We start from the raw sequence: 24373 nt of genomic DNA, 5'->3' as shown, positions 1-24373 counted from the left end.
AGAGAATCCTGATGTGTTCGTTTTAAGCAATTCGATTTTGACCCAACATTATGTCGTCGGGAGATCGAATTTCACCATGGCTAACATGCCTTAACGGGAAGTTATAAGTGGTGAAGAGGTCACCCACCTGCTTTCAGCGGGTTCAAACGATGCGCACCAACAAAGACGGCACGATTGGGATTCTTAATTAAAAAATCATTTTTATCCCTTTGACAATTTATTGTCGGAGGGATTTTTAATGTGTATAATCCCTATTATGCGTATCAACTTTGAAGGGCAGTGACGGAATGCTACACCAATTTTCCAGAAATGAATTAGCTGTAGGAAAAGAAGGAATCAATTTATTAAAAAATGCGACTGTCGCGATACTTGGCGTCGGAGGTGTCGGATCGTTTGCAGCAGAAGCTTGTGCGCGGAGCGGCGTGGGTACGATTATACTCGTTGATAAAGACAATGTAGACATCACCAATATCAATCGTCAACTTGTTGCGAATTTATCAACGGTTGGACAATCGAAAGCAGAGGTTATGAAAACTCGGATTGCTGACATTAATACAGAATGCAAAGTAATTTCATTGCATATGTTTTATACGGAAGAAACGTGCGAAGAATTTTTTAGTTACACTCCTGATTACGTGATCGATGCGTCCGATACAATGATTTACAAAGTCCATTTGATGGAAGAATGTTATCGTCGTGACATAAAAATCATTGCCAGTATGGGAGCGGCCAATAAAACTGATCCCACGCGTTTCAAAATTGCGGATTTTTCAAAAACCCATACGGATCCATTAGCGAAAATCATTCGCAAAAAATTACGCAAAAACGGAATTTACAAAGGCATTCCGGTAATTTTTTCAGATGAAAGTCCAATCATTGTTCGTGAAGACGTAGTAGAAACCGTTGGGAAGCCGGATGCAACCATTCGAAAAGCTCAAATGCCGCCTTCATCAAATGCCTTTACGCCATCAACTGTGGGCTTGATTGCTGCGAGTTGGGTAGTTAACGATATTACCAAATCCATTCCGATTACACGGGTACGTATGAATTAATCAAAAAACCGGCTCTTTTTATGAGCCGGTTTTTTCTGTTGTTATAACGGATAATTTTGTAGAAATAGGGGCTGTCTTAAAAGTCACTTTTATGACTTTTAAGACAGCCCCTTTGCTCGATATTCATATCATTTTTTGTTTTTTCGAAAGCTTTTCAGTTTTTCGTAAATGCCTGCAAATTTCTTTTCCTCACCAGCAATGATGGGCTTATAAAACTCGGCTGACCTTATTTCTTTTGGCAAATAATCTTGATCTGCCCAACCACCGAACGAGCCGACGGGCGTGTCGTGTGGATAGCGGTATCCGCCGTGCCCCAGTTCGGCGCTTCCTGCGTAATGTGTATCGCGCAAATGCAATGGAATGTCGCCAACATCGCCTTTATTAATAGCTGCAGTTGCAGCATCAATGGCTTTATAGGCAGAATTGGATTTTTCGGACAAGCACATTTCAGCGACTGCTTGAGCGAGCGGGATGCGGGCTTCCGGTAAACCGAGACGATCAGCTGCTTGGCAAGCGGAGAGAACGTGTCCGCCAACAGCAGGATTGGCAAGTCCAATGTCCTCATAAGCCATAACGAGTAAACGGCGTGTAACAGCAGTTAAGTCGCCATTTTCTAATAAATGCGCCAAATAATACATTGCTGCATTGACATCACTTCCGCGCACTGATTTTTGTAATGCAGACAATAAATTAAAAAAATGCGATCCTTTTTTATCACCGAACACGCCGACACGCTTGATCATTTGTTCGACCATCTGATCTTCCACAATGTATTTACCATCGATTTCATCAGAAGCAATGACAATCGATTCAAGCATCGTTAATGCTTTACGGGCGTCACCATTGGTACCTTCTGCAATGCGTTCGACTTGTTTTTTGGAAATCGCAATGTGTTCGCTGCCGAGTCCACGTTTGGGTTCGGCCAATGCGCTATTTAGCAACTGCACAATATCTTCTTGAGACAGCCGCTTTAATTGCTTAATTTCACCGCAACGCGAACGGATTGCCGGATTAACGTCATGAAATGGATTTTCCGTAGTCGCACCAATCAAAACAATCGAACCGCTTTCGACATGCGGCAGCAAAGCATCTTGCTGCAACTTGTTAAAACGGTGAATTTCATCCAGAAACAACAATACTTTACCGGTCATTCGTGATTCGGTCACGACTTCTTCAACGTCTTTCTTGCCAGAAGTTGTGGCGTTCAGCACGATAAAAGGTAAATTCGATGTCCCTGCGATAGCGTGAGCGATGGAAGTTTTGCCGATGCCAGGCTCGCCGTACAGCAGCATAGAAGGTACATGTCCATTACTAATCATTTTATATAAAGCCGTATGTGGTCCGATGACGTCTTTTTGTCCGACGACTTCATCAATCGTTCGAGGACGCATACGAAAAGCTAAAGGTTCGTTGTGCATAGAAAAAACTCCTTTCGGATATTCGTTCTATCAGTATAGCGTTTGAGGTTTCAAAAGTCATTGCAAGTCCATTCAAGTCAAATTATGATATACTGTTTTGAAGAATAAACGTAGTTAAAACGGCGATTTTATGATGTATTATTAGCATTATTCTGTTAATAAAACTAGTCGCACGTAGGGAAGTATTCGAGAAGAGTAAATTCGATTTTTTATCGAGAATAATTTGTTTTAAACAAGTATGGAGTAAACTAGCGGAGACTCCCGCGGGAAAGCGCAGCTAGTTTACGGAATACCAACCTTATGAAAATTATCAAACTTAGAGGTGTACTCATGAAAATTTCAACCAAAGGCCGTTACGGTCTGACAATTATGATTGAACTTGGCAAACAATACGGAGAAGGTCCGATTCCATTGCGTAAAATTGCGGCAGAAAATGACCTTTCTGAAGCTTACTTAGAGCAACTAGTGGGACCACTACGCAACTCAGGGCTTGTTAAAAGTGTCCGCGGGGCATATGGCGGTTATATGTTGACGCGCCACCCAAAAGAAATTTCAGCAGGAGATGTGATTCGTGTTTTAGAAGGTCCCATCCAACCTGTTGAAGGCATTGAAGACGAAAAGCAACCGCAGCGTGAGCTATGGGTACGCATTCGTGATGCAGTAAAAAATGTTCTCGATACCACAACGATTGAAGATTTGGCAAACGCCGAAAACGGTGAAACTGAAAATTACATGTACTATATATAAAGGGGTCAACAAACTATGAATCGAATTTATTTAGATCATGCGGCGACTTCGCCCATGCATCCCGAAGTGGTGGCGACTTTTTCTGAAGCACTCGGAACGGTTTACGGCAATCCTTCAAGTATCCATGGTACCGGTAGAGCGGCACGTAAAAAACTGGACGATGCACGCAAATTGCTAGCTGACAGCATACAGGCTCATGACCATGAAATTATTTTTACTAGCGGGGGTACTGAAGCGGACAATACGGCAATTTTTGGCACGGCTGCAAAAAAAGAAGGAAAGCATATCATCACTACAATGATTGAACACCATGCCATTTTGCATGCTTGTGAGGAATTAGAGCGACAAGGCTACGACGTAACTTATTTGCCAGTGGGTGAAAATGGACGCGTGCGAGCAGAAGACGTGAAAAATGCGCTGCGTGAGGATACAATTCTAGTATCGGTCATGATGGGCAATAATGAGGTTGGAACCATTCAACCGATTGCCGAAATCGGTGAATTGTTAAAAGATACAGATGTGACATTCCACACCGACGCGGTTCAAGCATTTGGTATATTGCCAATCGATGTTAACGTATTAAACGTTGATTTATTATCGGTCTCTGCGCATAAGCTAAACGGACCTAAAGGTGTTGGCTTTTTATACCAACGCAAAGGAACGGCGGTAACTCCATTGTTGTACGGAGGAGAACAAGAACGTAAGCGCCGGGCAGGAACGGAAAACGTACCGGCGATTTCCGCATTTGCTAAAGCAGCAGAAATTGCGTTAGCAACGATGGAAGAAAAAACAACAGCTTACGAGCAATACAAAACGATGTTTAAAGACGTTTTGGATAAACAAAACGTCAACTATAAAGAAAATGGCAGTCATTCTATGCCGCATATTTTAAATCTCAGTATTTCAGGTATAGAAATTGAGTCGTTTTTAATCAACTTGGATTTAGCGGGGATATCAGCTTCAAGCGGATCAGCGTGCACAGCAGGTTCAATTGATCCATCTCATGTGCTTGTTGCCATGTACGGCGATAAGGCTGTTGAAAGCCGTAATTCTATTCGATTTAGCTTCGGCTTAGGATTGACGTCTGAAACAATTAAGCAAGCTGCCGAAAAGACAGCTCAAATCAGCCAGCGTTTGGCATTAAAATGAAAAGGTGAATAAAATGACAAAATCATTACAAGATACACGTATTGTCGTCGGCATGTCCGGAGGGGTTGACTCTTCGGTTGCTGCGTATTTATTGAAAGAACAAGGTTACGATGTTATCGGCATCTTTATGAAAAATTGGGATGACACCGATGAAAATGGCGTCTGCACTGCGACAGAAGATTACGAAGACGTCATTCGCGTCTGTAACCAAATTGGTATTCCGTATTATGCGGTAAATTTCGAAAAGCAATACTGGGACAAAGTTTTCACGTATTTTTTGGAAGAATACAAAGCAGGACGTACGCCAAACCCAGATGTTATGTGCAATAAAGAAATTAAATTCAAAGCCTTTTTAGAGCACGCTTTAAGTCTGGGGGCCGATTATTTGGCAACTGGTCATTACGCACAAGTTGAACACGCAGAAAACGGCGAAACAAAAATGTTGCGTGGCAAAGACAACAACAAAGATCAAACTTACTTTTTAAATCAACTAGACCAACATCAATTGTCGAAAGTGATGTTCCCAATCGGCCATATGGAGAAAAAGAAAGTCCGTGAAATCGCGCTAGAAGCGGGGCTTGCAACAGCGACGAAAAAGGATTCCACGGGTATTTGTTTTATTGGAGAACGGAATTTCAAAGAATTTTTGGGTCAATACTTGCCAGCACAACCGGGTCAAATGGAAACGTTAGAAGGCGTTAAAATGGGTTCACATGACGGGTTGATGTACTATACAATCGGACAGCGACAAGGTCTCGGAATTGGTGGCGCGGGAGACCCGTGGTTTGTCATCGGCAAAAATTTGAAAAAGAACATTTTGTACGTGGGACAAAACATTCATCACGATGCGCTTTTCTCAGATAGCTTAACTGCGGTAAACTTAAGCTTCACATCAAATACAGCACCAAGCGGGATACTAGAATGCACAGCAAAATTCCGTTACCGTCAGCAAGATGTCGGTGTAACTGTTGAATTCAAAGGCGAAAGAGCCATCGTGACATTTGCAGAGCCGGTCCGCGCGATTACGCCTGGTCAAGCTGTCGTGTTTTATGATGGTGAAGAATGCCTAGGCGGTGGAACGATCGATCGTGTCTTTAAAAATGGCGCACGTTTGGAATATGTCGGTTAATGGGAGAGACAACAATGAATTACAACGAAATCGGGATACAAGCATTACAAGAAGGCAATACTGAAAAAGCCGTTGAAGCTTTCACACAAGCAATCGATGAACAACCGGACAACCCGCTAGGCTATATCAATTTTGGGCATGTCTTAACGTCGATGGACGAAATTGACCGTGCGGAAAGATTTTTCCAAAAAGCCATTACGCTTGATGAAACATCAGCGACGGCTTTCTATGGTTTGGCTAATTTGTATTTTAATTCAGAGCGTTATTCAGAAGCATTAAAGCTATATGAAAAAGCATTGCAATACGAACTTGAAGGCGCAGATGCGCATTTTATGATCGGTAAATGCTTTGAAAAACTAGAGCAGCCGAAACTAGCGTTGCCGTATTTTCAACGCGCGGTAGAACTGGATGAACAGGATGTTCAAGCCCGCTTGAGCTATGGCATCTGTTTGGCATCTATGGAATTATTTGAACTAGCAGAACCTCAATTTCTACAAGTAATCGACAGCGAACCAGATCATTCGGATGCTCATTATAATGTGGGTGTTCTTTACGCAGTCTCGACAAATCGTACAGAAGACGCTATGTATCATTTGAAACAGGCGTATACGCTAGATGAGCGCAATGAAATGGCACGATATGCTTACGATATGATTGCAACGACATTACAATAGCTACGTGAAGAGGAGACGACAGAAATGACCGGACAAATCGATTTATTTCAAGAAGAAAAACAGTTTGTATTAGGGCGTCCTGTCGTCTCGATTTTTCACAATCCTCAAAACTTATTCTCCATAGCCAAAGTGAAAATTCAAGAAACCAACACCCCGTACACTGAAAAAGAAATTATTGTATCTGGCTATTTTCCGATGTTAACGCTCGAAGAACAGTATCGTTTTACAGGCGTCGTGAAAAATCATCCGCGTTATGGTGTTCAATTCCAAGTAGAAACGTTTACGAAAGAAGTACCAGAAACCGAACAAGGAATTATTCATTACTTGTCCAGTGATATGTTTAACGGCATTGGCCGGAAAACAGCAGAAACAATCGTCAAAAAACTCGGCAAAGATGCGATCAAGAAAATTCTTGAAGACCCTGATGCATTAGATAAAGTGCCGCGGTTGTCAGATGATAAAAAAGACACCATTCGCGCGACTTTACAGATGAATCTCGGTCTGGAGCGTGTGATGATTCAGCTCAACGACTGGGGCTTTGGCCCTCAAGTGGGCATGCGAATTTATCAATCTTATCGCGAAGAAACCATTGAAATTTTGACGAAAAATCCTTTTCAGCTGATTGAAGAAATCGAAGGAATCGGTTTTCAACGTGCCGACGAACTCGGAACCAAGCTTGGCATCACTGGCAGTCATCCGGACCGAATCAAAGCGGCAATTTTGCACATTCTAAACCAAGCTTCTCTGTCTGAAGGCCATGTCTATGTAGACGCTAAAACCTTGATTCCGCTAGTTAAGGAAATGCTCGAATCACGTCAGCAAGGAGAAATTGCGATTGAAGCGATTTCGAAAGCTGCTATCGAATTAAATGAAGAAAGTAAAGTCGCAGGCGAAGAAACGCGGCTTTATTTGCCATCGCTGTATTATTCAGAAGTTGGAATTGCGACGAAACTGGAAACTTTACTGGCCGAACAAGAAAATCGCACAAAGTTTCCAAGTTCAGAAGTTCGTAAAGCGCTTGGTGAAGCAGAGGAACGTCTTGGTGTGAATTATGCAGAAACGCAAGTTGACGCGATTGAAAACAGTATTAATTCATCGGTCATGATTTTAACGGGTGGACCGGGTACCGGTAAGACCACGGTTGTCCGCGGATTGGTGGAAATCTATGCAGAACTGCACGGGTTGTCACTCGATCCGAAAGAATACGCCAAGAAAAAAGAGCCGTTTCCCATTATCCTAGCAGCACCAACGGGACGTGCGGCCAAGCGCTTGAGTGAATCCACTGACCTACCGGCAATGACAATCCACCGTTTATTAGGCTTTAATGGCCAAGAAAAAGACGAAGAAACCGAAAAAGAAATCGAAGGCAAATTAATTATTATCGATGAAATGTCGATGGTTGATACGTGGCTTGCTCATCAACTGCTAAAAGCAGTACCAGAAGACGCACAGCTAATTTTCGTTGGAGACCAAGATCAATTGCCGCCGGTTGGTCCCGGACAAGTGCTAAGAGATTTACTCGAATCAAAACGGATTCCGACTGTAGAGCTAACCGATATTTACCGACAAGCGTCAGGTTCCTCCATCATTGAACTCGCCCATCAAATGAAAAATGGACAATTGCCTGAAGACATCACTGTAAAGACGGCCGATCGTTCATTTATCAAAGCGGGAGCCGACCAAATTCCTGCTGTTGTTGAAAAAGTTGTGAGGAGTGCCTTGTCGAAAGGTCATTCGATTAAAGACATCCAAGTGCTTGCTCCGATGTATAAAGGACCAGCCGGAATCGATGCTTTGAACCGTCTGATTCAAGAAATGGTCAACCCGAATCCGGATGGCAAACGAAAAGAATTAGCATTTGGTGACATTACGTACCGCATCGGCGATAAAGTGTTGCAGCTCGTCAATCAACCAGAAAGCAATGTCTTTAATGGTGACATGGGTGAAATTGTCGCTATTATGAAAGCCAAAGAAACCGTTGAAAAACAAGACATGTTAGTGGCATCTTTTGACGGCATTGAAGTAACTTATGAACGCAGCGATTTAAACCAACTCACGCTAGCATACTGTTGTTCAATCCATAAGTCACAAGGATCTGAATTTCCAACCGTCATCATGCCAGTAGTTCGGGGCTACATGAAAATGTTGCGCCGCAATTTGCTTTACACGGGCATTACCCGGAGTAGGGATTTTCTTATTCTCTGTGGAGATCCAAGCGTCTTCCGTTACGGAGTTGAACGCACGGACGACGCACAGCGCATGACCACATTAAAAAGCCGTCTAGCGGTCACAACCGAACAACCAAAAACCGAACAACAAACAAAGCAACAAGTCGAGACAGAACAATGCGGTCCCGTCAGTTTAACTGCCGAAAATGTCCACGCCATCCATCCAATGATTGGCATGGAAGGCATTACTCCGCAAAAGTTTATGGAAGCTTGAGTAGATCTTTAAAATTTACACAACATGCAAAGGAAACCGTAATTTAGAATGCGGTTTCCTGTTTGTGTTGAAACTAAATTTCATATAAATACTTGTTATGTAAGTTACGAAGTAAACCAACGGAGACTCCCGCGGGATAGCGAAGTGCCGAAATCTACTCGGGCGTTAAGGCCGAGTTAGTTCGGCGCAAGCCCGCAGGAAAGCGGAGTTGGTTTACGCAGTAACACTGCCCAATTAAAGTATCACTATTGACATCACGCAAAGCTTTTTCTATAATTCAAATTAGATTGATAGACAAACACATTGATGGAGACAGTATAAAATCGGATTCGAAAAGAAACGGGACCCTAGGCTGAAAGGCTCCGACGACAGTCGATTTTAGAAAGCTACTCCGGAGTGCAGCTAATTCCTGCCGTTGAACCGCGTTAAGGTGTTCGAGAGACACAGAGCATGCTGCTTTGTGTAACTAGGGTGGTACCGCGAAATAAAGCCTTCGTCCCTTTTTTGGGATGAAGGCTTTTTATTATGTTAAGGAGGAAAAATAGATGAAAAATTTAAAAGCAGAAGACATTAGACAAATGTATATTGATTTCTTTAAAGAAAAGGGCCACGATCAGGAGCCAAGTGCACCGCTTGTTCCTTTTGAAGATCCTTCCTTGTTGTGGATTAACAGTGGCGTCGCTACCTTAAAGAAATACTTTGATGGCCGTGTCATTCCAAACAATCCTAGAATCGTAAATGCACAAAAATCAATTCGTACGAACGATATTGAAAACGTTGGTAAAACAGCGCGTCACCATACATTCTTTGAAATGCTTGGGAACTTTTCAATCGGCGAATACTTTAAAACTGAAGCGATTCACTGGGCTTGGGAATTTTTAACGGACGACAAATGGATCGGTTTTGACGCTGAAAAACTTTCTATAACAGTTCATCCAGAAGACGAAGAAGCATATGCAATTTGGTTAAATGAAGTGGGTGTACCTGCGGAGCGCATTATTCGTTTGGAAGGGAATTTCTGGGATATCGGTGAAGGCCCAAGTGGTCCGAACTCTGAAATTTTCTACGATCGCGGCGAAAGCTACGGCAACGATTTGACTGACCCTGAATTATATCCTGGTGGCGAAAATGATCGTTATTTGGAAATTTGGAACTTGGTGTTCTCACAATTCAACCACAACGCGGATCACACCTACACATTACTGCCTAAACAAAACATTGATACAGGAATGGGCTTAGAGCGCATGGCTTGTGTGGCTCAAGATGTAGCAACCAACTACGATACGGATTTATTCGTACCGATTATCCGAAAAACGGAAGAAATTTCGGGGAAAACATATGGCGAAGACGCGGATATGGATATGGCGTTTAAAGTGATTGCTGACCACATCCGTACGGTTGCATTTGCGATTGGTGACGGAGCCCTTCCATCTAACGAAGGCCGTGGATATGTATTACGTCGCTTATTACGTCGTGCCGTACGTTATGCGAAAAAATTAGGCGTTGAACAGCCATTCTTGTTTGAGCTAGTACCAGTGGTTGGAGACATTATGAAGAGCTTTTACCCAGAAGTTAACAACAAACAAGACTTTATCATTCGTGTGATGAAACTAGAAGAACAGCGTTTCCACGAAACACTTCATGACGGCTTAGCAATTTTGTCTTCGGTTGTGGAAAAACAAAAAGCGAACGGACAAACAGAAATTCCTGGTGAAGATGCATTCCGTCTTTATGACACATACGGGTTCCCGGTTGAATTGACTGAGGAATATGCGGAAGAAGAAGGCATGACCATCGACCATAATGGCTTTGAAGCAGCGATGCAAGCGCAGCGTGATCGTGCAAGAAACGCGCGTCAAAACGTTAATTCGATGCAAACTCAATCTGAAGTTTTGGGTAATATTAAAACAGCCAGTGAATTTATTGGCTATAGCCAGACTATTTCAGATGCTAAAGTAGTAGTTATTATTAAGGATGGTGAACTTGCTGACCGTGCACATGAAGGCGAAGAAGTTCAAGTTATTCTAGATCAAACACCATTTTATGCAGAAAGTGGCGGACAAATAGCAGATCGCGGAACCTTGAGCAATGATTTGGTTCAAGCGACTGTATTAAACGTTAAAAAAGCACCAAATGGCCAAAATTTACATTCTGTTCGTATTAACACGGGAGAATTAACACTGGCGTCTGTAACAGCACAAGTAGACGCAGCAGATCGTCGTCATACGGTGAAAAACCATACAGCGACACACCTTTTGCACCAAGCGCTAAAAGATACGTTAGGAACGCATGTTAACCAAGCGGGATCTTATGTAGGTCCAGATCGTTTACGTTTTGATTTTTCTCATTTTGGCCAAGTCATGAAAGAAGAGTTAGAGACCATTGAGAAAATCGTTAACGAAAAAGTATGGGAAGGAATCGCAGTTCAAACTGGATACCATAACTTGCAAGAAGCAAAAGATATGGGTGCAATGGCATTGTTCGGTGAGAAATACGGGGATGTTGTACGCGTCGTTGAAATTGGCGACTATTCACTAGAGTTATGTGGTGGCGTTCACGTATTCAATACATCGGAAATTGGCTTGTTTAAAATTGTTTCTGAAGGCGGCATAGGTGCTGGGGTACGCAGAATCGAAGCGCTAACAGGTAAAGGTGCCTATGAAAACTTGAAAGACAGTGAGCACGTATTAGAACAGGCGGCAGGATTATTAAAATCTTCTCCGAAAGAGATGATTCAAAAAGCGCAATCGGTTCAAGCTGAAATAAAAGCCTTGCAACGTGAAAATGAATCCTTGCTTGCGAAAATCTCTAACGCTCAATCTGCGGGCATTTTAGATGCAGCTCAAAAAATTGGAGACATTACCGTACTGTCCGTTAAAGTCGAAGCAAAAGACAATAACCAATTGCGTCAAATGATGGATGACTTGAAAACGAAAATGGATAAAGCAGTAATCGTTCTTGGTGCGACAGACGGAGATAAAGTAATGCTTGCAGCAGGCGTGACAAAAGATTTGGCGGGTGGAGATTACCATGCGGGACAAATCGTTAAACACGTAGCAGAACAATGTGGTGGCAAAGGTGGCGGCCGGCCAGATATGGCAATGGCAGGTGCAAAAGATGTCGACAAGTTAGAGTCGGCACTCGAATCCGTTTATAGCTTAGTGAAATAGGTTTAATAAATGGCCGCTATCGGTTATAATAAGAAGCAGACAGCAGGAGCAATTATTCCTATTTAAAATCCGAAAGCGAGGTGCTTGTCGTGAGTTCATTTGATCGAACTATGAAATTCGATTCGTCTGATGAGTCGATGGAGCAAGAAGTGAAGCAAGTGATGCTACAGGTCCATGCTGCACTTGAAGAAAAAGGCTATAACCCGATCAATCAGATCGTCGGATATTTATTATCAGGTGATCCGGCTTATATTCCTCGCCATCAGGATGCGCGAAATATGATTCGCAAACTAGAACGGGATGAAATTCTAGAGGAACTTGTAAAGTTCTATATTAAGAAGAATAACGGAGAATAAGGATGCGCATAATTGGACTTGATGTTGGTTCGAAAACAATTGGAGTCGCGATTAGTGATCCGATGGGCTGGACAGCTCAGGGAATCGAAACCATCAAAATAAATGAAGCCATCGAGGAATTTGGCATGGTCCGTCTCGGTGAACTAATCAAACAATATGAAGTGACTGAAGCAGTTGTGGGGTACCCGAAAAACATGAACAATTCAATTGGGCCACGTGCTCAAGCATCCGAAAGATTTGCAGATTTGCTGAAAGAAGCGTATAGTATACCGGTGGTCCTATGGGATGAACGGCTTACAACGTCTGCAGCAGAGAAGATGTTAATCTCCGCGGATGTCAGTCGCAAAAATCGCAAAAAAGTGATCGACAAGATGGCAGCAGTCATGATTTTGCAGGGCTATCTTGATTTTAAAAAATAATGAGGTGACGCAAATGGAACACGGACAAGAACACATTACAGTCGTTGATGAAAACGGCAACGAGCAATTATTTGAAGTATTGTTTACATTTGAATCAGCAGATTTCGGAAAATCATATGTTTTGTATTTCCCAATTGGCGCTGAAGAAGATGAAGAAGGCGAAATTGAAATTCACGCATCTTCATTCACAGAAAACCCTGAATCAGATGAAACTGAAGGTGGCGGAGAGCTTCGCCCAGTTGAAACTGACGAAGAGTGGGACATGATTGAAGAAATGTTGAACACGTTCCTTGACGAAGAAGAAGAAAACGAAGAGCTTTAAAAAGATGAGGGCGGAATTGATTGCTGATTCCGCCTTTTTCTTTTGTGCACTTTTCTTGTATACTGGTAGAAGTGAGCTATAACTAGCTCAACTTTTGCAGTACAGAAAAGCTGGGGGGAAAACCCGTGGGGAAACCATCAAAAAAAGAAATTATGTTTGAACGTATGAAAGAAAAAAAGAAGGAAGTGAGAGTCGTCCGACGCATCGTATTAATAGTCGCACTGATCCTAGTAATTATCATTGGGATTGCAGGTTTTAAAACCTATAGCTATGTCACTGATGCCTTAGAGCCGGTAGATGCCGACTCAGAAAAAGTGATTACCGTTGAAGTCCCAATCGGTTCGAGTCTGGACAGCATTGCGGCACTGCTTGAAGAAAATAATGTGATTGAAGACGCGCGCATCTATAAATATTATGTCAAATTTAAAAATGAATCTGAGTTTCAAGCAGGAACCTATGATTTGGTGCAGTCGATGACGCTGGATGAAATTACGGAAAGTTTGAAAACGGGTAAGGTTTATCATGAACCGTTGTTTACCATTAATGTTCCAGAAGGTTTAACGATTGAAGAAATCGCTGAAAATGTTATCGCTAAAAAAACATCGTATACGGCAGAAGAATTTCTGAAACAAATTGATGACCCTGCATATATTGAAGAGTTGATGGTTAAATATCCAGATTTATTGACTGACGAAATACGAGGTGATAATATTCGTCACCCTCTTGAAGGATATCTATTCCCGGCAACTTATCCTATGTATGAAGAAGAGCCATCGTTAACGTTAATTATTGAGCAAATGCTCAATGCGACACAATCCAACGTTGTACCATACCAAGGTGTCTTAGAAGAACTCGAAAAGTCGCCTCATTGGTTATTGACTTTTGCTTCTCTTTTAGAAGAAGAAGCCACAGCACAATCTGATCGCCAAACGATTGCTAGTGTTTTTTACAATCGCTTAGAAGACGATATGCCATTGCAGACAGATCCAACTGTAATTTACGCAATGGGCAAACACAAAGAGCGTTTGTTTAACAAGGATTACGAATTTGAACACCCGTACAGCACATACCAAAACAAAGGGTTGCCACCGGGACCTATCGCAAATGCAGGAGGCTCTTCGATTCAAGCAGTACTAGACCCTGCAAAAACCGATTACCTCTATTTCTTAGCGGACAAGGAAGGCAAGAATCACTTTGCTAAAACTTACGAAGAGCATTTGAAGAATCGAGACGAGTATATTGGAGAGTAAACCACTTAGAAGGAAGCGTCCTCGCTTTCCTTCTCTTTTTATGGTAAGATTTGAAGTAATTTTTGCTGAGTCGAAAAGGAGCTTATTTGTATGGTGACCAATCAATTATCAACGACGCTTAAAGCGATTCAGACGTATGCTGCTCTGCATCACATTCCCATCATGGAGGATCAAGGTATCGGAGAGCTGGTTGAACTTTTAAAAATTCAACAGCCTAAACAGATTCTTGAAATTGGTGCAGCGATTGGTTTTTCAGCGATTAAAATGGCTGAGGCGTTACCTGCTTGCACAGTGGATACTGTAGAACGCGATGACTCACGGTATCAAAAGGCGTTGGAATTTATTGCTCAAACAGAGTTAGCGAGTCGCATCCGTATTTATCATGCAGATGCACTAGAACTGGAACTATCCCAACTGAAACCGCAGTATGATGCAATTTTTATAGATGCTGCCAAAGGTCAATACGAGCGCTTTTTCGACAAATACGAAACATTATTGCCAACAGGTGGTATTATCTATTGCGATAACATGACCATGCATGGTCTTTCAGATATGCCATTGTCGGACGTTCCGAGAAGGAAACGGACGATGATTCGCAATTTGGCGACTTTTAAAGAACATATGCTCAATCACCCGTGCTATGATACAGAATTATTATCCTCAGGTGATGGCATACTGATTTGCAGAAAGAAATAAATACACTAAAAAGAGATTTACAGGGAGCTAACTAATATGTCTACTAAACGGCCGGTCGTTATTGGAATCGCAGGGGGTTCGGGCTCGGGAAAAACGAGTGTAACGAATTCAATTTATGAAGTCTTTAAAGAAAACTCAGTCGTCGTCATCGAGCAGGACTATTATTACAAAGACCAAAGTCATTTGGCTTTTGATGAGCGCTTGGAAACAAATTACGACCATCCATTAGCATTTGATACGGATTTGTTAATTGATCATATCAACGAATTGCTTGAGCGTCGTGCAATCGAAAAACCGGTTTACAATTATGCTTTACATACACGTGCAGAAGAAACTGTAGTAATCGAGCCAAAAGATGTTATTATACTGGAAGGCATATTAGTACTTGAAGATCCGCGTTTGCGTGAATTAATGGATATTAAATTATTCGTCGATACAGATGGTGATTTGCGCATTATTCGTCGTCTATTGCGTGACATTAATGAACGCGGGCGGACAATCGATTCTGTTATTGAACAGTATTTAACGGTTGTTCGACCGATGCATAATCAATTTATTGAACCGACAAAACGGTATGCCGATGTAATTATTCCTGAAGGTGGCCAAAATGAAGTGGCAATCGATTTAATGGTTACAAAAATTAAAACTATTCTTGAATAGATAGTGAAACTATAATATGATGATACGAGACTGACGGATGTAGGCATCCAGGTCAGCAGTTGAAGGAGTGGGAACAATGGCTAACGAAAAACAATTTCCAATGACAGCTGCAGGAAAGCAGAAGTTGGAAGATGAACTGGATTTTTTAAAAACAATTAAACGTAAAGAAGTAGTCGAACGAATCAAAATCGCTCGTGATTTTGGTGATTTATCTGAGAACGCTGAGTATGACTCTGCGAAAGAAGATCAGGCTTTTGTAGAAGGTCGCATCTCAACACTTGAATCGATGATCCGTAACGCAGTTATCATAAATGAAAATGAATCAAACAAAGATGTCGTTCGCTTAGGGACGACTGTAACATTCATAGAAGTTCCAGATGGCGATAAAGAGTCTTATACAATTGTTGGATCAGCAGAAGCAGATCCTTTAGAAGGTCGCATTTCAAACGATTCTCCAATTGCGAAAAGCATGATTGGCCGCACGATTGGTGAAAATGTTAAAGTATTAACACCAGGCGGAGAAATGGAAATCAAGATTCTTTCAATCACGTGATCAAGCGGCCATTCTTTAAAAAGGATGGTCGTTTCTCATTAGTTGAACTGTAAATGAAACGTATTTAACGCTGAAACGTCAAATTTGTCATAGTGTATTAATGGTAAACTATTAAGAAAGGGGGACATTCAATGAATAGCGAAGAAAAGCCGTATCCCTCTCGTTTGAAGAAAAAGAAAAACCGATCAAATTCGATTTTGAACATTTTGATTGGCTTGGTATTTGCATTGATTCTCATAATTGGAGTTTCCATGCTTTTTGGCGGAGGGAACGAACAAGCTCAAGATCCGGATCAAGTAGCGAGTTCGCCTGAAATCGACGAACAAACGAGTGGCACTGAAGACAGCGAAGGCACTGAAGAAACAGCTAAAGAAAAAGAAGCTGCTGAAAAAGAAAAAGAGGCCGCTAAAAAAGCGGAAGAAGAAAAAGAAAAAGAAGAGTCTGCCATTAAAGGTGGAACAATTACACGGGAAGACTCGAGCGATCCAATTGTCGAAGAAACCGTGATTAACACCAGCTGGGAGCCGATTGGCACGAAGCAAAAAGGCGATCATGTTTCTGTCTATCAAAAAAATTCAGCTGACTGGAACGAAAAAGTTCAAGCCGTTTCTTATGCGACGGGCCTTGATCCGAATAATATGTATGTCATGATGATAAAAAATGGCGGTGGTCCGCAGAAATCGATAGCGACTGTTCAGTCGAAAGATGAATCTGAAAAATACCGCGTCCATATGGAATGGGTCGATGGCGAAGGCTGGAAACCAGTAAAAATGGACGTCTTAAAAACGCTTAAAGGCGCCTATTAATAAAGGCGTCTTTTTCTTTTATCAAGTGAAATTGTAATGAAATTAAGATGAAATGAGGAATGGCAAGATGAGAATCGGTGTAATCGGTGCAATGGAAGAAGAAGTTCAATTATTAAGAAGTAGACTGGAAAATCCGCAAACGGAAGAAATTGCAAAATGCGAATTTACTTTAGGTACATACGAAGAACAGGAAATTATATTGTTAAAAAGCGGGATTGGTAAAGTAAATGCGGCCATGTCAACGACGATTTTACTTCAACAATATAAACCTGATATTGTTATCAATATTGGCTCAGCAGGCGGTTTTGATGAGGAACTAGAAGTCGGTGCAGTCGTGATTTCAGACGAAGTTCGTCACCATGATGTAGATGTAACTGTCTTTGGTTATGAAATGGGCCAAGTACCTCAATTGCCAGCAGCTTTTACTTCTAATAAAGAATTGATTGAGCTAGCCGTTAAAGCAGTTAAGGAAATGGGACAGCACGATTATGCGGTTGGATTGATCGCTACAGGAGATTCATTTATGAACGATCCAGAGCGTGTCGCAAAAGTGCGGGAACATTTCCCGTCGATGAAAGCAGCTGAAATGGAAGCGGCGGCAGTTGCGCAGGTGTGCTATCAATTTGATGTTGCTTTTATTGTCATTCGTGCATTGTCAGATATTGCCGGAAAAGAATCATCGGTATCGTTTGAAGAATTCTTGCCTGTAGCGGCTAAGCATTCAACAGAAATTGTTTTCAGTGTCATCAGCCAGCTAGCCGCACGTATCTGATTTTGTGAAGACAAAATAAAAAAGCTGGGGACGTTTTCTTAACGTCACTCAGCTTTTTTTAAACTTTTTTCAAGGTAAAGGTACTAATCATTAACAAAGAACAAAGAACAAATAAAAACATATAGACGACCGGTGAAAATACCGACAACGCAAAATACGATAAAGTGATAACTGTACCTGCAGCTGTAATAGGCAACCCAGTAAAGTATCCAGTCGAGTCTGAAATGTTAAAACGCGCCAAGCGAAAAGCGCCACATGACAGATAAAGTACAGTAAAAACCATTCCAATAAAACCGAAGTCTGACAAGACAAGTTGATAAATTAAAATTGCGGGTGCAACACCAAAGGACAACAAATCGCTCATTGAATCGAGTTGTTTGCCTAAATCAGATTCTTGATTAAACTTTCTTGCCACCATACCGTCAAAGCGGTCTAAAAAAGCTGCAATAAATATAAATAGCACGCTATAGCTATAAGATCCATTTAAAGTGGCCATAAGAGAAGCCCCGCCAAACAACATATTACCGATCGTAATGGAGTTTGCGGCCTGTGACTTCAGCTTTTTTATGGTGTGATCCATTCTTTCGATTATTAACAATGGAAAACACTCCTTCTTTTTTTGTAAACTTGTTCAATCTATTATACTGCGAAAGGTAAAATAATGGTAGACTATTTTAGCAACGGAGGCATCTCGATGAAAAAATATTTGTACCAGCGTTCAATAGAACTAACGAACGGAGCTTTTACTTCTAATTTAATTCGCCAATTTGCCGGTTCTCAAAAAAGCCGCAGATTTATACCGAGCTATATAAAAACATATCAAATCGCAACGGATGAAATCGAAAAACCTTTAGAAAGCTTTCAGACACTTCATGATTTTTTTGTTCGTAAACTTACTGGCAGTAGTCGGCCAATTGCTGAAGTTTCTGTCGTGTCTCCAGTGGATGGGAAAATTGAAATCATTGGGGACCTACGAAAAGATAGTCGTTTTTTTGTGAAAGGACACAACTATTCATTAGCCGACTTGTTAGGGGATAGCGATTTAGCTGATTGCTACCAAAACGGGAAATACGCAGTGCTGTATTTATCGCCAGCTGACTATCACCGTATCCACAGTCCGGCTGATGGCACAGTGAAGAGACAATATGTGCTTGGCAAAAAATCATATCCGGTTAACGCAGCTGGATTGCAATACGGCAAAGCGCCGATCAGTGGCAACTACCGGATGATTACGGAGTTAGAAACTGAGTTTGGCAAGATGTTGGTCGTCAAAGTCGGTGCCATGTTTGTAAATTCTATTAAACTCACAGAGACCGGTAGTGACTGGGAAAAAGGCAGCGAAGTGGGCTATTTCAGCTTTGGTTCAACGGTTGTGTTGTTTTTTGAGAACAATTCCGTTAGATTTGTCGAAGATATGTCTTCTGGACAACGGATCAAGGTGGGAGAAGCACTAGGAAATATGGTATAATCAATAGAATTAAGTTCGGAAAACAGGAGTGAGTTAGAGTGTATCAAAATTTTGTACCTAGTGAGTATGTAAAAGACGTTTTTGACATTAAGCCAGAAATATTAATTGAAAAGAATATTAAAGGGATAATTACGGATTTAGATAATACACTTGTAGAATGGGATCGTCCAGATGCTACCCCGAAATTGATTGAATGGCTGAAATCGATGAAAGATGCCGGTATTCAAGTAGTAATCGTTTCCAATAATAAGGAATTGCGCGTCAAGTCGTTTGCGGATCCTTTAGGAATTCCATTTATTTATCAAGCTCGTAAGCCGATGGGCCGCGCTTTTAGAAAAGCACTGCGCATTATGGAAGCAAAACGCGATCAAGTCGTGGTTATTGGAGATCAAATGTTAACGGATATCTTCGGAGGCAATTTGAACAAGATGCATACCATACTAGTATTGCCAGTAGCGCAGTCAGATGGCTTTTTTACTCGTTTTAACCGAAGAGTCGAGCGTAAAATCATGAAGAAGTTGAAAGAAAAAGGACAATTGATGTGGGAGGAAGAAAAGTGAGCGAAATGCCAACTTGCATCGGATGCGGTGTGCAGATTCAAACTGAACATAAAGAAGAGGTAGGCTATGCACCACCGTCTTCGTTAGAAAAAGAAGAAATTATTTGTCAACGCTGTTTTCGCCTGAAAAATTACAATGAACTTCAGCCTGTTTCATTAACGGATGATGACTTTCTGAAGATTTTAAACGGCTTGGGCGAACGCGATGGGTTGATCGTCAAAATCGTCGATATTTTTGATTTTAATGGCAGCTGGCTTCCTGGTCTTCACCGTTTTGTTGGGAATAATGATATTTTACTGATTGCCAATAAAGCGGATTTGTTACCGAAGTCAGTGAAACAGCCTAAATTAATCAACTGGATGAAACAAGAAGCTAAAAAATTAGGATTGAAACCGATTGACGTATTAACGGTAAGTGCTCACAGAGGAACCGGAGTTCCAGAAGCGATGGAAGCAATCGAAAAATACCGTAAAGGCAAAGACGTCTATGTGGTAGGGTGTACGAATGTTGGGAAATCGACATTCATCAACCGCGTGATTAAGCAAGCGACAGGGCAAGCAGATGTCATTACGACTTCACATTTCCCTGGAACGACATTGGATATGATTGAAATTCCTTTGGATGATAAACGTTCATTATTTGATACACCAGGAATTATCAATCATCATCAATTGGCTCATCATTTAAAAACAGCAGATCTCAAACAAATTATGCCAAAAAAAGAAATTAAGCCTCGTGTGTTCCAATTGAATGCAGGGCAAACATTATTTGTTGGCGGATTGGCACGATTTGACTTTATTCAAGGTGAGCGTTCATCATTCACTGTCCACATTGCTAATGACTTAGGGATTCACCGAACTAAACTAGAGAACGCGGATGCTTTGTACGCGCAACATCTAGGCGATATGCTAGCACCACCGTCAGCTGAGTACAAAGACGATTTTCCGGAGTTGGTGCGCCACGAATTTAGTGTCAAAGATGCAAAAATGGATATTGTGTTTTCTGGACTTGGTTGGATTACTATACAGCACGGCAACGCCGTTATTGCTGCTCACGCGCCTAAGGGTGTGGAAGTTCTCTTGCGCCCATCGTTGATTTAGGAGGTTTTTAGATGAAGAAATGGTACGCAGTAATTGGTGATCCAATTGCTCATTCCTTATCCCCATTTATGCATGAATCGTGGTTTGATGAACATGGCATAGAAGCTGCTTACCTGCCGATTCATGTGGAACCGTCGCAATTGAAAAAGTCATTGGAAGCTATGAAAACATTGGGCATCAGTGGTTTTAATATTACACTTCCGCACAAGCAATCCATTGTTCCGCTTTTAGGAAAACTAGAAGAAAGTGCTTCGCAAATGAATGCTGTCAATACGGTGAATTTTGATGGAACTCATTATGTTGGATCGAATACAGATGGTGACGGTTTTGTTCGCTCGCTATTTGTTCATGCCATCGATAAGACATCAAAAGTGTTACTGATTGGCGCAGGTGGTGCGGCAAGAGGAATTGCTTTTGCTTTGAAGCGCGCTGGCTTTACGAATGTGACCATTACCAACCGAACCTACCGGCGTGCAGAAGAGCTAGCGGCAGAAACAAATGCTTCTGCCATGACGCTCATTGAATCTGAACAACAATTGGCTGAATTTGCAATTGTGATTCAAACGACTTCTGTTGGATTAGCGACAGGTGAAGCGTTGCCGATTTCACTGGACCGAGTAAAATCAGGAACTTTAGTAGCGGATATTATTTATAATCCACTGGAAACACCTTTCTTGAAAAAAGCACGAGAAAAAAATTGCATTATCTCAAATGGCGTTGGTATGTTCGTTTATCAAGGAGCAATTGCTTTTGAAAAATGGACAGGGATACAGCCAAATACTGAAAAAATGATCCAAATGATCACAGAAAAACTAGGAGGCACTTATGTTAACAACTAAACAAAAAAGCTTTTTGAAAAGCGAAGCACATCATCTTGCACCCATTTTCCAGGTAGGTAAAGGCGGCGTCAGTGATGCCATGCTCGTTCAAATCAAAGAAGCATTAGAAAAGCGCGAATTGGTCAAAATTAGCATTCTTCAAAATAATGAAGATGGCAAAGATGAAGTAGCAGTAGCTCTTGCTAAAGGCACAAAATCACAGTTGGTTCAATTGATTGGTCATACTGTCGTACTTTACAAACAATCGGTTCATAATAAACGAATCGAGCTACCGGTTAAAAGATGAAAAAAGTTGGGATTCTAGGCGGAACATTTAATCCGCCTCATCTCGGTCATTTAATCATGGCGAGTGAAGCGCTTTTCGCGGCCGAATTGGCTGAAGTCCGTTTTATGCCCAATTATATTGCGCCTCATAAAGAAGTTGCAGGTGCTAGTGCCGAGCAGCGGCTCGCGATGACTAGGCTCGCGATTTCTGATCACGACCAATTTAAAGTAGAAGACTTCGAAATCAAACAGGGTGGAGTTTCTTATTCTTTTGATACCTTAACAAAACTGTCTGAACAAGAACCTGACGTCGAATTCCATTTTATTATTGGAGCCGACATGGTAGAAGGTTTGTCTTCTTGGCACCGAATTGATGAGTTGGTAAAGTTGATTCGCTTTATTGGTGTTAAGCGGCCGGGGTATACTACAGAGACACCTTATCCGGTGATGCTGATTGATTCTCCGGAATTGCGATTGTCATCCACATTATTGAGGGAACGGGTTGCTGCACGCGGACCCCTCGCTTTTCTGGTGCCGGAGAAAGTGGAAGCTTTTATTCGAAAGGAGCGCTTGTATGGATCACAACCACATGCTTCAGACCGTTAAAGAACGACTTCCAGAAAACCGATTTACTCATGTGCTTGGTGTAGTGGATACCGCAACTGAACTCGCTAAAGCATTTAAAGTGTCCGAATCCAATGCGCAAACAGCAGCAATTTTGCATGATGTTGCAAAATTTTCAGATCGAGAATGGATGAAATCTGTCATCGTTTCTGAAAACATGGATCCTTTACTACTCGAATACCACGCAGAACTTTGGCATGCTCCTGTAGGCGCTCATTTAGCGAAAAGCGAATTTGGAGTTACCGATGAAGACGTACTTAACGCCATTCGTTACCATACGACGGGACGTGAAGCGATGTCTGATTTGGAAAAAATCGTCTATATTGCTGATTTAATCGAACCAAACCGCAAATTTTCAGGTGTTGAAGAATTGCGACAATTAAAAAATCAAGGATTGGATGTTATGATGGAAGCCGCGATCAAACATTCCATCGAATTTTTAGAATCAAAAAATCAACCGGTATTTCCGGATTCACTGAAGTGTTACAATTACTTCGTGCAACAGAAAGGGAAAGTGAAAGAATGACTAAAGAAACTTTACTACAAGTAGCGTATAACGCAGCAGAAGATAAAAAAGCAGAAGATATCGTTGTTTTAAATATGGAGGGAATTTCGTTGCTAGCTGACTATTTCGTCATCTGTACAGGGAATTCAGATCGTCAAGTTCAATCAATTGCAAGAGAAATTATGGATAAAGCCCACGAAGAAGGCCATGAAGTGAAAAGCATTGAAGGATTCGACTCTGCACGATGGATTCTTGTCGATCTTGGTGATGTAGTCGCACACGTTTTCCATAAAGACGAGCGCTCATACTACAACCTTGAACGTCTGTGGAGAGAAGCTCCGCAAATGGAAATATGAAATACGGAAAATTTGCCGCAGTCTATGATGGACTGATGGAAGATATTCCTTACGAAAAGTATGTGGAGTGGGTCGCTTCCCATGTTGCATCCGGCAAGTTGCTGGATGTAGCATGTGGAACTGGCACATTGTCACAGCTTTTTGCTGAAATGGGCTATAACGTAACAGCGAGTGATTTGTCTGAAGACATGTTGACGATTGCCAATCAACGCTTTCAAGATGCAAACCAGTCAATTCCGGTACTTCAATTGTCGATGGATAATTTAGAAGGATTGACCGATTTTGATATCGTGACGATCGCTATTGATTCGGTTAATTATTTGCAGGATGAGCAACAGGTTCAGCAAACATTTAAAGAAGTTTATGAAGCCTTAAATGTGGGTGGTCATTTTTTCTTTGACGTGCATTCCATTGTCAAAGTGGATAAAGTCTACATGGCCAGTCCATTTGTTTATGATGCAGAAGAAATTGCGTACATTTGGCATACTGAGCCTGGAGAAGCAGAACATAGCGTGATTCACGACATGACTTTTTTCGTTCGTCACAATGAGTTATTCGAACGTTTTGAAGAAACGCATGAACAGCGAACGTTTTCTGTCGATGCTTACACAAAATGGTTGGAAGCGGCTGGATTTTCTGTAGAGTCGGTGACAGCCGATTTTTCAGATCAGGTGCCGGATGAAGAAAGTGAACGTATTTTCTTCTATGCTAGAAAAGTTTGAGGCGAATTGATGGAGCCATCTGCAACGTGCAGGTGGCTTTTTGTCTATTCAAAAAAGCTAGACAGCAGCAACCGAATTATTATATAATTCAAACAGCTTCTATTTAATTGTCTTCTGAAGAAATGAGGAATGCGAACTGAAATTTTCCGAGCTTCAGAACAAATTTGCATGGCTGCTGATCCCCACAGCTGTCATTGTGCTGCTACTAATTTACTTCTTGTTTCCTCAAAGTAAGTCAGAAACAGCTCCTGCTACTTCTCTTGAACTAATCAACGCTGAATCCCCTCAGCAGACAGAACCCCCAGAAAATGAAGTTCCCG

Annotated in this window: 27 protein-coding genes, 1 other RNA gene and 1 other annotated feature; of the genes, 26 read left to right on the top strand and 2 right to left on the bottom strand. The window is 41.6% G+C overall.

Going from position 1 to position 24373, the window contains the following annotated elements; translation table 11 throughout:
- The first annotated feature begins 2 nt into the window (after positions 1-2).
- A non-coding RNA gene (gene ssrS / locus FQ085_RS07130) (6S RNA) lies at positions 3-185 on the top strand.
- A gap of 102 nt (positions 186-287) precedes the next feature.
- Complete coding sequence (locus FQ085_RS07125) at positions 288-1052, top strand: tRNA threonylcarbamoyladenosine dehydratase (protein WP_058385605.1); 765 nt, start codon at positions 288-290, stop codon at positions 1050-1052.
- Between the two features lie 128 nt (positions 1053-1180).
- Here the strand turns inward: FQ085_RS07125 and FQ085_RS07120 are convergent, their stop codons facing one another.
- Entirely contained in the window at positions 1181-2470 is a 1290-nt protein-coding gene (locus tag FQ085_RS07120) for a replication-associated recombination protein A (protein ID WP_149456276.1), read from the bottom strand.
- Between the two features lie 330 nt (positions 2471-2800).
- Here FQ085_RS07120 and cymR point away from each other — a divergent pair, with 330 nt between their 5' ends.
- From cymR to mtnN, 15 genes are all read left to right on the top strand, one after another.
- A complete protein-coding gene (gene cymR / locus FQ085_RS07115; protein WP_058385603.1) occupies positions 2801-3217 on the top strand; it encodes a cysteine metabolism transcriptional regulator CymR in 417 nt (138 codons plus the stop codon).
- A 15-nt stretch (positions 3218-3232) separates the two neighbouring features.
- On the top strand, positions 3233-4366 hold the full coding sequence (locus tag FQ085_RS07110) for a cysteine desulfurase family protein (RefSeq protein ID WP_058385602.1): 1134 nt from the start codon (positions 3233-3235) through the stop codon (positions 4364-4366).
- 13 nt (positions 4367-4379) lie between these two features.
- The gene (mnmA, locus tag FQ085_RS07105) at positions 4380-5495 is read left to right on the top strand and encodes a tRNA 2-thiouridine(34) synthase MnmA (RefSeq protein WP_149456275.1); all 1116 of its coding nucleotides are present in this window, start codon (positions 4380-4382) and stop codon (positions 5493-5495) included.
- A 14-nt stretch (positions 5496-5509) separates the two neighbouring features.
- A complete protein-coding gene (locus FQ085_RS07100; RefSeq protein ID WP_071154361.1) occupies positions 5510-6169 on the top strand; it encodes a tetratricopeptide repeat protein in 660 nt (219 codons plus the stop codon).
- Positions 6170-6193: 24 nt separating this feature from the next.
- Positions 6194-8611, top strand: coding sequence for an SF1B family DNA helicase RecD2 (gene recD2, locus FQ085_RS07095; RefSeq protein WP_149456274.1), 2418 nt, complete (start codon positions 6194-6196; stop codon positions 8609-8611).
- A gap of 294 nt (positions 8612-8905) precedes the next feature.
- Positions 8906-9115 (top strand) — a binding site (T-box leader).
- Positions 9116-9156: 41 nt separating this feature from the next.
- The gene (gene alaS, locus FQ085_RS07090) at positions 9157-11781 is read left to right on the top strand and encodes an alanine--tRNA ligase (protein ID WP_149456273.1); all 2625 of its coding nucleotides are present in this window, start codon (positions 9157-9159) and stop codon (positions 11779-11781) included.
- An 89-nt stretch (positions 11782-11870) separates the two neighbouring features.
- On the top strand, positions 11871-12137 hold the full coding sequence (locus FQ085_RS07085) for an IreB family regulatory phosphoprotein (protein WP_058386921.1): 267 nt from the start codon (positions 11871-11873) through the stop codon (positions 12135-12137).
- Between the two features lie 2 nt (positions 12138-12139).
- Positions 12140-12556: a Holliday junction resolvase RuvX gene (gene ruvX, locus FQ085_RS07080; RefSeq protein WP_058385597.1), complete on the top strand. Its 417-nt coding sequence runs from the start codon at positions 12140-12142 to the stop codon at positions 12554-12556.
- Between the two features lie 13 nt (positions 12557-12569).
- Positions 12570-12878: a DUF1292 domain-containing protein gene (locus FQ085_RS07075; protein ID WP_058385596.1), complete on the top strand. Its 309-nt coding sequence runs from the start codon at positions 12570-12572 to the stop codon at positions 12876-12878.
- Between the two features lie 125 nt (positions 12879-13003).
- Positions 13004-14128 (top strand): endolytic transglycosylase MltG, encoded by a 1125-nt coding sequence (mltG, locus tag FQ085_RS07070; RefSeq protein WP_149456272.1) that lies wholly within the window; start codon positions 13004-13006, stop codon positions 14126-14128.
- Positions 14129-14218: 90 nt separating this feature from the next.
- The gene (locus FQ085_RS07065) at positions 14219-14824 is read left to right on the top strand and encodes an O-methyltransferase (protein WP_058385595.1); all 606 of its coding nucleotides are present in this window, start codon (positions 14219-14221) and stop codon (positions 14822-14824) included.
- Positions 14825-14839: 15 nt separating this feature from the next.
- Positions 14840-15484 carry a uridine kinase gene (udk, locus tag FQ085_RS07060; RefSeq protein ID WP_342743354.1) on the top strand — a complete coding sequence of 215 codons (645 nt, stop codon included), beginning with the start codon at positions 14840-14842 and terminating at the stop codon, positions 15482-15484.
- A gap of 76 nt (positions 15485-15560) precedes the next feature.
- Positions 15561-16037, top strand: a complete 477-nt coding sequence (greA, locus tag FQ085_RS07055) for a transcription elongation factor GreA (RefSeq protein ID WP_071154363.1) — start codon at positions 15561-15563, stop codon at positions 16035-16037.
- A gap of 131 nt (positions 16038-16168) precedes the next feature.
- Positions 16169-16843, top strand: coding sequence for a DUF1510 family protein (locus tag FQ085_RS07050; RefSeq protein WP_149456271.1), 675 nt, complete (start codon positions 16169-16171; stop codon positions 16841-16843).
- Between the two features lie 67 nt (positions 16844-16910).
- Positions 16911-17615, top strand: coding sequence for a 5'-methylthioadenosine/S-adenosylhomocysteine nucleosidase (gene mtnN / locus FQ085_RS07045; protein WP_058385591.1), 705 nt, complete (start codon positions 16911-16913; stop codon positions 17613-17615).
- A gap of 58 nt (positions 17616-17673) precedes the next feature.
- Here the strand turns inward: mtnN and pssA are convergent, their stop codons facing one another.
- Positions 17674-18213 carry a CDP-diacylglycerol--serine O-phosphatidyltransferase gene (gene pssA / locus FQ085_RS07040; RefSeq protein ID WP_058385590.1) on the bottom strand — a complete coding sequence of 180 codons (540 nt, stop codon included), beginning with the start codon at positions 18211-18213 and terminating at the stop codon, positions 17674-17676.
- A gap of 96 nt (positions 18214-18309) precedes the next feature.
- Between pssA and FQ085_RS07035 the strand changes: the two genes are divergently transcribed.
- From FQ085_RS07035 to FQ085_RS06995, 9 genes are read left to right on the top strand one after another with little or no spacing between them, the layout of a single operon-like run.
- Positions 18310-19083, top strand: a complete 774-nt coding sequence (locus tag FQ085_RS07035; protein WP_149456270.1) for a phosphatidylserine decarboxylase — start codon at positions 18310-18312, stop codon at positions 19081-19083.
- Positions 19084-19121: 38 nt separating this feature from the next.
- Positions 19122-19643 (top strand): YqeG family HAD IIIA-type phosphatase, encoded by a 522-nt coding sequence (locus FQ085_RS07030; RefSeq protein WP_058385588.1) that lies wholly within the window; start codon positions 19122-19124, stop codon positions 19641-19643.
- Positions 19640-20743, top strand: a complete 1104-nt coding sequence (gene yqeH, locus FQ085_RS07025; RefSeq protein WP_058385587.1) for a ribosome biogenesis GTPase YqeH — start codon at positions 19640-19642, stop codon at positions 20741-20743. The genes FQ085_RS07030 and yqeH overlap by 4 nt, the downstream gene beginning before the upstream one ends.
- 11 nt (positions 20744-20754) lie before the next feature.
- The gene (gene aroE, locus FQ085_RS07020) at positions 20755-21582 is read left to right on the top strand and encodes a shikimate dehydrogenase (protein WP_058385586.1); all 828 of its coding nucleotides are present in this window, start codon (positions 20755-20757) and stop codon (positions 21580-21582) included.
- Entirely contained in the window at positions 21569-21868 is a 300-nt protein-coding gene (gene yhbY, locus FQ085_RS07015) for a ribosome assembly RNA-binding protein YhbY (RefSeq protein WP_058385585.1), read from the top strand. The genes aroE and yhbY overlap by 14 nt, the downstream gene beginning before the upstream one ends.
- Positions 21865-22452, top strand: coding sequence for a nicotinate-nucleotide adenylyltransferase (locus tag FQ085_RS07010; protein WP_058385584.1), 588 nt, complete (start codon positions 21865-21867; stop codon positions 22450-22452). Before yhbY ends, FQ085_RS07010 begins: the two co-directional genes overlap by 4 nt.
- Positions 22421-22996 carry a bis(5'-nucleosyl)-tetraphosphatase (symmetrical) YqeK gene (yqeK, locus tag FQ085_RS07005; RefSeq protein WP_058385583.1) on the top strand — a complete coding sequence of 192 codons (576 nt, stop codon included), beginning with the start codon at positions 22421-22423 and terminating at the stop codon, positions 22994-22996. The genes FQ085_RS07010 and yqeK overlap by 32 nt, the downstream gene beginning before the upstream one ends.
- Entirely contained in the window at positions 22993-23331 is a 339-nt protein-coding gene (gene rsfS, locus FQ085_RS07000; protein WP_058385582.1) for a ribosome silencing factor, read from the top strand. Before yqeK ends, rsfS begins: the two co-directional genes overlap by 4 nt.
- On the top strand, positions 23328-24053 hold the full coding sequence (locus FQ085_RS06995) for a class I SAM-dependent DNA methyltransferase (protein WP_058385581.1): 726 nt from the start codon (positions 23328-23330) through the stop codon (positions 24051-24053). The genes rsfS and FQ085_RS06995 overlap by 4 nt, the downstream gene beginning before the upstream one ends.
- The last annotated feature ends 320 nt before the right edge of the window (positions 24054-24373 follow it).

Origin of the sequence: Planococcus sp. ANT_H30 (assembly GCF_008369335.1) — a bacterium.
Lineage (GTDB): Bacteria > Bacillota > Bacilli > Bacillales_A > Planococcaceae > Planococcus > Planococcus kocurii.
The sequence above is the reverse complement of the archived record's forward strand: the minus strand, read 5'-3'. Positions and strand labels throughout refer to the sequence as shown.